Source organism: Hahella sp. NS-SX17, from assembly GCF_057367735.1.
Map to the genome: position 1 here is coordinate 2,494,274 of NZ_CM170632.1, position 11,982 is coordinate 2,506,255.

At 50.0% G+C, this 11,982-nt stretch carries 15 protein-coding genes; 12 read left to right on the forward strand and 3 right to left on the reverse strand.

Annotated elements, in window-relative coordinates:
- Positions 1-189: 189 nt before the first annotated feature.
- From AC2IBB_RS11275 to AC2IBB_RS11285, 3 genes are all read left to right on the forward strand, one after another.
- Positions 190-1,236 (forward strand): hypothetical protein, encoded by a 1,047-nt coding sequence (locus tag AC2IBB_RS11275; RefSeq protein WP_486332953.1) that lies wholly within the window; start codon positions 190-192, stop codon positions 1,234-1,236.
- A gap of 145 nt (positions 1,237-1,381) precedes the next feature.
- Positions 1,382-1,696 carry a YbjQ family protein gene (locus AC2IBB_RS11280; protein WP_011395889.1) on the forward strand — a complete coding sequence of 105 codons (315 nt, stop codon included), beginning with the start codon at positions 1,382-1,384 and terminating at the stop codon, positions 1,694-1,696.
- A gap of 5 nt (positions 1,697-1,701) precedes the next feature.
- Positions 1,702-2,157 (forward strand): YbjQ family protein, encoded by a 456-nt coding sequence (locus AC2IBB_RS11285; protein ID WP_486332954.1) that lies wholly within the window; start codon positions 1,702-1,704, stop codon positions 2,155-2,157.
- Between the two features lie 207 nt (positions 2,158-2,364).
- On the opposite strand, the gene AC2IBB_RS11290 is transcribed toward AC2IBB_RS11285, so the two are convergent.
- From AC2IBB_RS11290 to AC2IBB_RS11300, 3 genes are read right to left on the reverse strand one after another with little or no spacing between them, the layout of a single operon-like run.
- Entirely contained in the window at positions 2,365-4,221 is a 1,857-nt protein-coding gene (locus tag AC2IBB_RS11290; protein ID WP_486332955.1) for an AAA family ATPase, read from the reverse strand.
- 4 nt (positions 4,222-4,225) lie between these two features.
- A complete protein-coding gene (locus AC2IBB_RS11295; protein WP_486332956.1) occupies positions 4,226-4,720 on the reverse strand; it encodes an ABC-three component system middle component 2 in 495 nt (164 codons plus the stop codon).
- Entirely contained in the window at positions 4,713-5,813 is a 1,101-nt protein-coding gene (locus tag AC2IBB_RS11300; protein WP_486332957.1) for an ABC-three component system protein, read from the reverse strand. Before AC2IBB_RS11300 ends, AC2IBB_RS11295 begins: the two co-directional genes overlap by 8 nt.
- A 211-nt stretch (positions 5,814-6,024) precedes the next feature.
- On the opposite strand from AC2IBB_RS11300, the gene AC2IBB_RS11305 reads away from it, so the two are divergent.
- The 9 genes from AC2IBB_RS11305 (at position 6,025) to AC2IBB_RS11345 (ending at position 11,942) form a co-directional block, all read left to right on the forward strand.
- Positions 6,025-6,468: a hypothetical protein gene (locus AC2IBB_RS11305; RefSeq protein ID WP_486332958.1), complete on the forward strand. Its 444-nt coding sequence runs from the start codon at positions 6,025-6,027 to the stop codon at positions 6,466-6,468.
- Positions 6,469-6,565: 97 nt separating this feature from the next.
- Positions 6,566-7,006: a thermonuclease family protein gene (locus AC2IBB_RS11310; RefSeq protein WP_486332959.1), complete on the forward strand. Its 441-nt coding sequence runs from the start codon at positions 6,566-6,568 to the stop codon at positions 7,004-7,006.
- A 96-nt stretch (positions 7,007-7,102) separates the two neighbouring features.
- Complete coding sequence (locus AC2IBB_RS11315; protein WP_486332960.1) at positions 7,103-7,642, forward strand: MOSC domain-containing protein; 540 nt, start codon at positions 7,103-7,105, stop codon at positions 7,640-7,642.
- A gap of 17 nt (positions 7,643-7,659) precedes the next feature.
- Entirely contained in the window at positions 7,660-8,178 is a 519-nt protein-coding gene (locus AC2IBB_RS11320) for a GNAT family N-acetyltransferase (protein WP_486332961.1), read from the forward strand.
- Positions 8,175-8,588 (forward strand): hypothetical protein, encoded by a 414-nt coding sequence (locus tag AC2IBB_RS11325; protein WP_486332962.1) that lies wholly within the window; start codon positions 8,175-8,177, stop codon positions 8,586-8,588. The genes AC2IBB_RS11320 and AC2IBB_RS11325 overlap by 4 nt, the downstream gene beginning before the upstream one ends.
- Before the next feature lie 7 nt (positions 8,589-8,595).
- A complete protein-coding gene (locus tag AC2IBB_RS11330; RefSeq protein ID WP_486332963.1) occupies positions 8,596-8,793 on the forward strand; it encodes a hypothetical protein in 198 nt (65 codons plus the stop codon).
- 176 nt (positions 8,794-8,969) lie between these two features.
- Positions 8,970-10,136: a hypothetical protein gene (locus AC2IBB_RS11335; RefSeq protein ID WP_486332964.1), complete on the forward strand. Its 1,167-nt coding sequence runs from the start codon at positions 8,970-8,972 to the stop codon at positions 10,134-10,136.
- 74 nt (positions 10,137-10,210) lie between these two features.
- Entirely contained in the window at positions 10,211-11,302 is a 1,092-nt protein-coding gene (locus AC2IBB_RS11340; RefSeq protein WP_486332965.1) for a hypothetical protein, read from the forward strand.
- A gap of 175 nt (positions 11,303-11,477) precedes the next feature.
- Entirely contained in the window at positions 11,478-11,942 is a 465-nt protein-coding gene (locus AC2IBB_RS11345) for a hypothetical protein (protein ID WP_486332966.1), read from the forward strand.
- The last annotated feature ends 40 nt before the right edge of the window (positions 11,943-11,982 follow it).

Sequence of the window (11,982 nt, forward strand, 5' to 3'; positions counted from 1 at the left end):
AGGCTTGGTTCAAAAAATAGCCAAATTGATTTTTGTAAGAGTGAGTTCTGGTTTGTTAAAGAACCGTTGTAACTTTCTGTAGAAAATATATATTCGCTCGACATTTCCTATTGCGCGAAACCCGTTTCGAACTTCGGCGCGCCGCCTCAGGTATCTCATCACAGGTATTGAACATAAATGAAGAGCGTCTTGGCTAAGTCCCTTTTTCTTTCCATTGGTCTGTCGGTTTTCGCTTTTGCTGAAGAAGCCAGTATGGAGCGTCTTCCTGACATGTTAGCGAAGATCAAATATGTCGCTAAGCTGACCGAAGCCTGTCCTGACAGCTACCAAACGGAATATCTCAATTGGCGTATGGTCAATCAGGTCGAGGCTATTGAGGCGGCTGTTAATGTTCTACTGGTGAATGATGGGCAGCTTCAGGTCCGCTTGGCGGATATCGCCAGGGACGCGGCAGCGGAAGTTAAACTGCACAGCGCCGATTACTGCGCCCATTTGGAGAAAATCCTCGCCAATCCGGACTTTATGCCGGTATTTGCATTCCCTGAACTGACGCAGAAGCTACTCGATGGAACCCCACAGGAAGTCTTAACAAGCGAAATGGAGCGAGTCGCCGGACAACCGCTGGACCTGGAGCTAATCAGGCAGGATATGGCGCAAGTAGAGGCGGTGATGTTCAATCGCCGCCAAGTGCGCATTGCAGGAAAGTTGGCGACGGTGGATAGGCCCGAGCTGCTGTTTAAGAACGGCGATCTCTGCATGGATGCGCATGCGTTGGTATTTCGCGGCGGAATTGCGAGACATAAAGCCAGGCGCCCCGTTAAGTGGACGCGCTGGCGAATCAACAATGGCGAACGGGAATGGCTGAACGGTGAGACGTGGGAAAAGTTCGTCTCCGCCAAAGAGTTCCCGCCGCTTCAAGAAGATTTCCGTATGGAGAATACACTGAGTTTTCAGGAGGAGACGGACGGCGGCGCATTTCCCATAATCAACGTTGTTCGTTACCAGTTTTTCTCCGATGGAAAGTTCATCCGCAACTTGGACTCATACCCAAGTCATGACGACGCTCTCAGCTCCACCGTCAGTTTTTATTACCCGGAGGAAGAAGGACGCTATGAGATTGACGGTTATCTGCTGACGCTCCATTTTGACGATGGCGAGACTCTCTACAAAACCATCGTTCTCGATAAGAACGCTCCATCGCCGATATGGCTGAATGGGGATGAATATGTGAAGTAACCCGCCATGCAATAGGTCATGAAACCGCGCTCTGACTCTTAGACTTCCTCGGATCTCTTGGCGTGAATATTTATCCTTCCCTTTTTGAATATTTGTGACATATTATGTCCACAGGTGTCCTTAACAAGAGGTCTGTGGGTTAGTTATGTTGATCACTAATATCGAAACCATTCCTGGTAAAAATATCGTCAAGCATCTTGGGCTGGTGCAAGGCAGCACGGTTCGTTCTAAGCATGTCGGGCGCGATATCATGGCGGGCTTGAAGAATATCTTCGGCGGTGAGTTGCGCGGCTATACCGAGCTGCTGGAAGACGCCCGGGGTGAAGCGCTGGAGCGCATGAAAAGACAGGCCCGCGGCATGGGCGCCAATGCGGTGATCAACGTGCGCTTCGCCACGTCTTCCGTTGCTCAGGGCGCCGCGGAGTTGTTTGTGTACGGCACAGCGGTGGTCATGGAGTAACGCCCATGGAAATCCTGATCAATTTTGGCGTTTTTCTGCTATTGATGGCCCTGGGCTATGGATTTGGGCGTCGTGCAGAGAAAGCTCATTTTAAATCGCTGCGGATTCGTGAGGCCAGGCATCGAGCTGTAGCGTTATCCATGGGGCGCCATATTCCGCCAACACGAGCCAATGTGGAGGCGCGTCTGGTAACCGGCAGCGTAGTGGTGTCCGTTGACTACTTCAAACGTTTCTTCGCCATGCTGCGTCTGCTGATTGGTGGGCGACTCTTTAGTTATGAGTCTTTACTGGAAAGGGCGCGCCGTGAAGCCATTCTGCGTATGAAAGAACAGGCTGTTTCCCTCGGCTCCAAGGAGATATACAACGTAAAACTGGAAACCTCGACCGTTTCCAGCGGGGTGCAAAACGCCCTTGGCACAGTCGAAGTTCTGGCTTATGGAACGGCTGTCGTTGATAAGTGAGTCCCGTCGACGCAGCGGCGAACAATGATATGTCGCCGGTTAATTATGAAAACTCTCTAAAGAAAGTGTCCGGTGGGATTTGACCAGAACAATAGCGGACATTTGAGTAATAACATGAAACCGCGATCCTCTCATTCTCGCTTGTTAAGCTTTTATTTCGAGGTCTCCCACCATTAGATTTCTGGCTGGTGATGGTCCCCTTTGTTCCTAGCTTGCTTTCAGTGGAAAGAGGCCGAAACGACCGTGTTGAGGGTTCTTCGTGAATACTGCCAGTCCGAGTTGGCCTTCAAACGCCTCTGGCGGATGTTCGTTTTCGACAATAATAATTTGGCTGTCAGAATGTTCTTCGATTAAATATTTGTAGAATTTTTGCTTTAGAGCTGAGCCTTGTAGGCTGTCACCTTCGCCTTCTGGTTTGTAGTAGGCGAGTAAGGGGGAGTCAAGCACAACAAAACCAGGATGCGGGAGCGAGTGCTCCTTACAAAATTCCAGCAAACCTAGGGTTGTTGCAGCGTGCGTTATTGCTCTGAGACCTTTTCCCCTATTACCGCGAAGCTTACCGTTGATAACGAAGTCCATGGTTGTTTCGTCAAAGTGAACATGTCCGGTATCAGGAAAGTCCCAAGCTTCAAGTATTTTTTCTACCGTTTTGGAAAAATCATGTAGTACTTGAGTTGATAGCTTCGTAGCTATTTTTTTATCTCCACCTTCAGTTTTCTCTTCATCTCCAAAAAACTCTTCATGTTGTGCACGAAGCTTATCTAGTCTAGTAAACAAGGAAAGACGCGAAATAGCTTTGCTTCGAGTATCCACAAACTCGGTGTAGTTAGATTGCACATCTGACAACTCCGGTGCAATTGCGCTTTTGATTTCATTATCAACGCAGTTAAAATTTGCCTCGATTTTAACAAGGTCTTCCAATAAGCGGCCTGATTCCTCTTTTAATGCAGTTACCGTAGAGTCGAGATCACTTGCTAGTCTCTTAATCTTCTCCATCTCTGCTACTGCGGCAATGACTATGGATTCTACGTCGCCCTCACACTCTTCCATACTATGCTGAGTTTCAGGTGAAGCACCGCACAGCGGGCAAGGCACACGCTCATGGTGGACGAAAAGTGAGCCGGATTCTTCAATTGCCATCAAGCGACGCAGGTCTGTAACATATTGAGCCTTTAGCAAAGCAAAGCGTTCTAACATATAGGCTATGTCATCAATTCTATCTTTGACTAGCTCGCGGTTCCTCACAATTTCCCGTCTTTGGGTTGTCATTTCATTTAGCTGTGACTGAGCTAATTTAAGCTGTTCTTTACTGAACGAAATAGACGCCTCAAGCTTTCCGAGTTGTTCTACTAGTTCTTCACGGCTATAACCGTGTTCACTAATTTCGTCCTCCAGGTCACTTATCCATTGTTCGAGGAGTTCTGCTTTAGCTTGGTCATTTGATTCGGATTGTTTGCGAGCATCCGCCAGCACTATAGCGCTATCATCTGTCCCAGTAAGCATTAGCTTTAAGGTGGACTTTTCAGCAGTTTTGGAAACATGCTGGCCAGATAAGAACGGAGAGTCCTGGCGTATTATTTCCTGTTCATTAACAATGATGAGCCTAGCGATATCGCGGAAACTTAAGGATCGACATTCTCCGCTCGCATTCTTTCGGACATATTTTCCTAGCAAATCTATACACCCAAGAAGCCATCCAGAAATGTTGTCCTCTCGGCCTGCGGCGTGTTTCATTTTTATCGAATCGCTTTCTTTAGCGTCGGTTTCAGATTCAATAATACCTTCGTATACCCGATAGTTACCGCCTTCTATGCTGCGTTCAAATGTCCAGGAACCTTTCTTTGAGGAGTCGACAGCAATACGGGCTTTGTCATATCCGCCAAGCTCTGGAATTCCACGTAAGTCTTTACCACCAAGTAAGAAGTCAATAGCTTCTACAAGGAAGGACTTTCCAGTGTCGGATGCTCCGCATACCACGCTCAAGCTTTGATCGAAACTAACCAAAGCGGGGTCAACACTGGGGCCTAAGAAGCTTATGTTTCTTATTTGAATTGTCTCATTCATCTGATTAACCGCCACCTAAACCTTGTGATGGATGAAATTGGGTAGTCCATTTATCAAAAAAACCGTTTATTAATTTATGAAGCTCAGACGTGTCCATATTGCCAAAGGTTGTTGCAACCCAATTTGCTTTTTCTATCAGCAAGAGCATATACGGAGTAGCCAGGGAATCGACAAATGGTTTGGCATAGTCACTTGCTTGATAAGCAATACCTTCTGCATGAGCAATTCTGGTAATAAGGCCTCGGCTCATCATTAAAGAAAGCCCTGACTCAATAATTCTACGTCTAACCAAAAGCTCGCCTTCTCTCATAGGAAGAGGTGGGTGAAGGCTCTCGGGTCCTCCTACGTCCCCGGAATGGACAACCAAGTAGTCGAAGTCAACAAGTCGCTGCAAATCCAATGCATCTGGAAAGTTCGCTGTCAGAATGACCAATGATCGAACTCCTGTCTCCAAGGCACTATTAAATACCGTGACATATGGTTGCTGCTGATCACTCATTGTGTTTGCTCCAACTCAACCGGTTGTCATTAACTAGCTGGTGGCACATTCCTTGTTTGTCCCTCACTCGTGTAACACTTGTCAACGGGCTAGCCTCGACAGCCACATTAGCAGCTTGGCTCATTGTTGCATTTAAGCGATCCATATCGCATTTGTGCTGAGACTCACAGACATCCACAATACCATCAAAAATATCATCCTGAAGAGCTTCGAAGACACCAGAGGGAACCGTATCACGGGAAAAGTTACGTAGGGACTCAGCATGATAAAAGCGTTCACGTTGTCTTTGAAAGTGGGCGCGTAAGTTGTCGTCTTTATCGAGTAAGGAAAGGTCTGGTGTTTGCTGGTCTTCACCAATGAACTGCGCGTATACGCTCAGAAGTTGCTTTACGTAACGATGATCCAGAGATACTGTATCTTCCGGTGGAATTTCAGGCTCAGGACGGATACTGAGCCCCCCTCCAAACCTAACAGCGTGAAACCGTGTGGATTCGTGTTGTTCAATCATCCGAACCAGCGAAATTGAGCCGAATATAGTGAAGTCAAAACTTTGCAAATGTGCTAGAAGATCGCCCTGAAGTTTTATCTTTGCAGTCGATGTGATGTCATCCTCGCAGTACTTCTCCCAGTTTTCCTTAAGTTCTTCTTTTAGCTTCGAAGCATTGGCTAGCAGCTTGCCCAGCTTTGTGCCGATATTTTTGGGAGCGACAAAGTAGTACTTTCGTGGCGAGGGGAACTCACCGCAATATGTAAAGTAAATAATTTTCCCGAACTCAACCCAGATATCTGAAGGCGTTAATGGCCTATCGTAAAATTTACATTGGTAGTTGTCCCACCCGTTACTGAACTGGTTTGAATTAATAAAACCTACAACGTCCAGTCCTTTGTCACCTGCGCCAGCAAAGCGTTTAACGCAATAATATGAACTTTTCAGAGATGATGCCCATTCCTCGGTAAACTCCTCCCATTCGTCCGCGCCGAATAGCTGTACGCGCTGTGTTTTCGGGATAGGAACGCCTGAAATTACATGCGCGGAGCTATATAATCCTTTCTGAGGATTGGGTGAGAGCTCTTTAAAATCACCTTCGTTCATCGTTTTATTTCGAAATCAGAGAGTCAAAGATATTGATTCTGCCGCGATATTAATAGTTTATAAAGCAATTTCAGTAAGGCGTTAATCTATCAAAGCAGCGACCACCTTAAACTGGACTAGATCACCTAGTGTATTGATCTTGTGGATATAAATGAGGTCATCTAGTTAGGCCGAATGTCCGTTGAAGTGGGTGATTCGTGAACGATTCAGTATGTTAATAAAGCACAAAACCAACAATCTGATGACATTGGAATGCCGTGAAGTGCGCTGGTTGCTGATTTTGTTTGCAGTCGCCGCCGCGCTTGTTTCCGTTCTGCTGTACCAATCATTCAGTTGGGTGGGCGTAGCAGGCTTGGGCCTGGCCGTTCCGGTGTTTGTCTGGTTCGCAATGATTTCCGCCAACGCCAGCGTTACTTTGGACAAAGAGCGCGGTCTGTTTGTCTGCACGCGAAAACGACTGTGGCGCGACGTGGAGCATTTCGAATGTCCGCTGCATGAAATTAGCGACGTGATTCTGGAAACTAATGACGACGCCACCCGTCTGGGTTTTGTTATGCAGAGCAAGACTCTGTTTCCCAGTGAAATATTCTCCTCCAGCGCCTGGAGAAGCGAGCAGCGCATCTACCAGGAAGTGCGCGACTTTTTGTTTGACTGATAGAGAGAAGTCAGTCTAAACAAATATTTACTGGATAAATCTACAACTCAACTTTAGCATTCGCTCTAGACTTATTGATAAATAGGGTGTTATGCATATGAAGTTACGTCTGGCTTTGTGTTTGATTCTGGCTGCGCCGATGCTCGCCAATGCCGGGATCAAAGATGAGAATTTTGGCTCTGCGACCGTCGCGCAGGTCACCAGTATTTATGATGGCGACACCTTTCGCGCCGACATTGCAGATTGGCCGGCGATTGTGGGACAACGTATCGGCGTGCGCATCAAGCATATCGATACTCCCGAGCTGCGCGGCTCCTGCAAGAAAGAAAAAGCCCTGGCTCTGAAGGCCAAACAGTTTCTGGTGGAGAAGCTGAGAAGCGCAAAACAGGTGAAACTGGAAAATATCCAGCGGGATAAATATTTCCGGGTGCTGGCGGATGTGGTGGCGGATGGTGAAAGCCTGGGACAGTCCCTGATCCAAGAAAAGCTCGCCGTTCCCTATGAAGGCGGAACCAAAATCGATTGGTGTAAAGCTTGAGCTAAGTCAGCGACTTAACATACAGGTGGGAGCATTGGTAAGCTCAGTGGCGCAGATTTATTCTGCCGAAGATCGTTGCTAAAAGGAGATTTTACGTTGGCTAAAGTTTTATCCGTCAGCAAGAGCGCAGAGCATACGTTTTACAAAACACAGGTTCCCACTATTCACTTGATCGCCGGTGAGGGCGTCGATGGCGACGCCCACCGCGGCGCGAAGGTGAAGCATATCCATCTCGTCAAGAAAAACGCGGAATCGCCCAACCTGCGTCAGGTGCATTTGATCCATCATGAGTTGCTGGAAGAGCTGCGGAGCAAAGGCTTCAATGTCAGCCCGGGCGTGATCGGAGAGAACATCACTACTACTGGTTTGGACTTATTGTCCCTGCCAACAGGAACGATTCTTAATTTTGGCGCAACCGCCCGCATCGAACTGACCGGACTGCGCAGTCCTTGCTCACAACTGGATAAATATCAAAAAGGACTAACCGCCGCCGTGCTGGACCGCGATGAGCAAGGCAATCTGGTCAGAAAATCTGGCGTCATGGCCATTGTGTTGGCGGATGGGCCGGTAAGCGTTGACGACGCCATCACTGTGTCGCTACCGCCTGAGCCCTATCTGCCGCTCGCTCCCGTGTAATATCAGCGGACTCCGGCATGCATATCCGTCCCGCTGTAATAGAAGACGCCCCAACCATCGCCGTCATTCATGTGGCGGCGTGGCGGGAAGCCTATCGCGGGCTGATGTCGAGTGAATTTCTGGCGTCTCTGTCCGTGGAAAAAAGAACACAGCAATGGACGGCGGCGTTAGCGCAAGACAGTCCGGTATTACGCTTGGTGATTGAGCATGAGGGATGTGTCGCCGGGTTCTGCAGCAGTGGTGCGTTTCGCGACGAGCAACTCGCCGGGGAAGAGGGCGTCGAGCTGTACGCCATCAATATTGATCCCAACTACTGGCGACATGGCCTGGGTAAAGGACTGGTGGAGTATGTGAGCGACTACTATCTGCAGAAAGAAGCCAAGGCCATATACCTGTGGGTATTGAACGGAAACCTGCGCGCCATAGAGTTTTATAAAAAATTAGGATTCCTGCCCGATGGAAGATCGAAGGTGGACCATGGACATGCCGGCGAGTCGCTGCATGAGTTGTTATTTGTCAGGAGATTATCGGTTTGAGCAAACCTTCCGACTTCATTCAGAGATGGCGTGAGCAAGGTCATCAATTCCATCCTCCCGCCACGGTCGATGCAGTTAAACATACATTCTCCCATTGTGGCCTGCATGCGACGCAGGACATCTTAGAGTTCTATCTTGCGTGTGATGGAATGAGCGATTTTGGCGCGGGACTTATCCGCTTTTGGCCTCTTGCCGAGATTGCAGCCCGTGCTCCAGACAGGAATGAGTATGGCGTGCTTTTCGCTGACTACCTCCTGGAGAGTGAACTTTACAGATTAAAGCCTAAAGATGAATACACCACTCTCGTATACAGAGATGATTTTGGTGGAAATAAGCCGCAGATAGTCTCGCAAAGCCTGGGCGAATTCTTGCAAAGAGTAGACACTGAAAGCCTGTGGTGCGAAGGGTAACCAGGCTATGAATAAACATTTCTCTCGCGAATCGAAAATGATGTTGTTGCTGCCGATTATTCTGTTGGCGCTTGGTTTAATTGGCGTGAAGGTTATCCCGACGCTGAAACAATATCTGGCGGAGGATGACTGCTCTCAAAACGCCGCTCACGCCGCCGCCGATCAAGACTGTTCCTCCGCATCTTCTTCCGCTCCGCAAAACTGACCTGTCGGTCAAATCTCTCTCCATATCTAATGTTTGAAATCACCTGTTTGGGCGGTTTCGCGTCTTCTTACTAACGCTTATAGTGGCCCACAGGAAATAAAAATATCCGCGTTTGGCGCAGACAGGGTCCGCCGAACGTTAAAACAAAAATAACAACGGAACAAAGGTTCATCGTTATGTTTTTCAAGGAAAAGCACAGGCTTGCTTTCGTCTGCGGAATGGTTGCCGCGTTATCTGTAAGTTATTGGTTGCTGGGCGGTGAGGGCGCCGACATCTCGGACGCTGAAGCGGCGATGACGCCCGCCGTCGACTTGCCTTCAGTCGCCGCTGCGGCTGTTGCGCCAGTTAAGAAAACCGCATCGCCAGGGACATCGTCTCCCTCTATCGAGAGTGATGTCAGTGAGAGTGAACAAGATCAAGAAGCCGGTGAGAATCCCTTCTTTGCAAAGGAAGTCAAAGCGCGCCTGACGCAGATCGCTGATCAATATCAGGATCAGATTCAGTACCCCAGTTTTTCCAATCCGATACGAGATAAAGAGGCGCTCGCCAAGTATCTCCCCAATAAAAGCGTTCCCGCTGGCATGCCGCTGGACTTCAAAGATCCAGACAGCCCCCGCATCAGCCTCGAAACCACCAAGAGCCAGTACTTCATCGGCGAGGACATCGTCGCGTCGGTGAGCGTCACCGGCTTGAATGCCGGATCGACGGTGGAAGCGGACGGACGTCTGGTGGAGCTGGCTGAAACCTTAGCCGTCACTGAGGGCGTGCAGCGCAGCGGCTCCGCGTTCAACCTGATCTTCTCCGGTGATGACCCCGCATTGGCGGACGCGGGCAGCGATCTGCGCGTCATCGCCAATCTGACCATCAACGGCCGCGCCTATGAAATCGGAACGCCGGTTTCCTACACCCCGAGTGTGGCTCAGGTAACCCATGTGGGAGCGGCGGAAGTGCGCGGCGCCTATTTTTACATTCCTTTGCATGTTCGGGTGAATGCCCCCGGTTATCACGAAGTATCGGCGATTCTATACAGCGCTCAGGCTGCGGAACCTTTAGTGCGCTTATCCGCGCAGGAAGACATCAATGTGGAAAACGGCTTGATGTATCTAAAGGCGCATATTGCGGCGCTGAAACAAAAAGGCGACGCCGGTCCGTATCGGCTGCGGGATATCGCCTTGACCCGAATGCCGTCCCCGCCCGCCTATCAAACCGAATACGGAAGCGTCGCCCAAAGTTCTTTTGCGGTGAACGGATTCCCTTTCTCTGATTACGACGATATTCCCTATGTCGATGAAGACGCGCAGAAGCGGTTGGAGTTTCTGCGCCAGTTGGGAAGCGTGCAGTAAACGGGCGCGACGTTGCGGAGGTAACCCCGCGGAGCCCCAGTTCTCGAAAACAAAGATAAAAAAGGAGATTTAACGTGAAAACACTCAAGCTATGGCTGACGGCAATGTTGATGTTCGCCGCCTGCGGCGGCGCCAAGGCGCAGTTGGCGGGCAAGAATGTCCTCTTGATTCAGGGCTTTTTACCCCAGCATATTCTGTTTAATCCCACCGATCAGGGGCGGGCGGATGGCATTGGGTACTGGGACGGCTTCGACGCCTCGCTGAAAGATCCCGCCACCACCCGCATTCTTTACTGGCCTTCGCATTACCGGTTGCAGGGCGCTGGCGGCATCGCCGCGTTGATCGCCAACCAGTTGCAGCCGATCCTTTCCTCTGGCTTCTGCGATAACGAGTGCGTTGTGATTACTCACTCTACCGGAGATCTGGTGATGCGCTATGTGCTGTCCAATAAGAATTCCCTGCTGGGTTCTTCGCTGGCGCAGCGTTTGAAAGTCACGGCGGTCATCGACATGGCGGGCGCGGGCGGCGGCACCGAGCTGGCCAACTTCGGGGTGGATCTGATCAATGGCGTTAACCATGGCGCGGATATATTGGAAGCCTTGCTGGAGTTTCTGGGGTATGACATTCCTCTCGGCATCAACCCAGGCGTAATGCTGGACCTGCAAACCTCTGTCGCGCGCAATACGGCGGTCAATAATCTGCCTGCGATTCCCCGCTTGAGAATCGCCTCTACTGGCAGCGAGTTCTACGGCTTTGCGACGCACCCCATTATCAAAGGCAGGGACGACAGCGTGGTGCCGTTGCATAGCGCCTGCGGCGCCGCCTATGACGGCGCATTGGATTCCTGCGTGCGGGATTTGCGTGTAGACGGGCGCGTTACCAGCGTCAGCAAGGCGCCTTCCCTGAGCCAACTGTATGATTATCACTATCCCATCATCATGAGTGAGAAAATGGCGCACAACGAAATGCAGGCCAACAAACGCGGACGGGATATGACCTTCGCATTAAGCGGCGCTGACCGCTACAACGCGGGCGCGCGCACCATTGGGCTGGATGTGGAGTATCACTCTGTATACGCCTGGTGGGACTGGTTCCGGGAATACCGTTATATCACCGATGCGGACGACAAAACTCTGGGACGGGTCATTCTGGACTCTTTTGAGTAAGCCTTGCCCCTTTTACCCGGAGGGCGGCCTGAACTCACTTTAGGCCGCCTGACCGGCGTGACGCATTGAAAAAGGGAGATTTATTCAGTTTAAGTTCATGATTTGCCGTTACAATGGCTTCCCTATCACTAACGAATTAACTGACGAAGCGTTTCAACTGGGGAAACCATTAAAAATGAAAAAAGCGATGTTGTTGGCGGTGGCGCTGGGAAGTGTAATGCAGAACGCAGGAGCGGAAGAATTCAGAGTGCAGATGGGCGGTGAAAAGATCATCTACATTGAAACTTCAAGAGAGGATGAGTTTGACCGTCGCGATTATGACCAGTATATGCGGGAGCGTGGGTATGACTATGAATCCCACTATCGCGCTAATCGTAAACTGCGGGAGCGGGTCAGGAATCTTGAGCTGGCGGTGAGACAGTTGCAGGATACGGTTTACGATCTGCAGAATGCCGAGCCTGCGCCATCAACCCCAGTGTCGCAAACCCAATATTCCTGCATCCTGAAAACCCATAAGGGCACTTTCACCGGTACCGGGCTGACCCAGTTGGAAGCCACCGGCAAGGCGGCGCAGCAGTGTGAGTCCAAAATCGACGCGTTCTGGTGCGATATTGATAAAGTAAAATGCGACGCCAATTAGACTTGCATCAAGCGACGGCCTCTCGCGGAAGCCGCCGCTT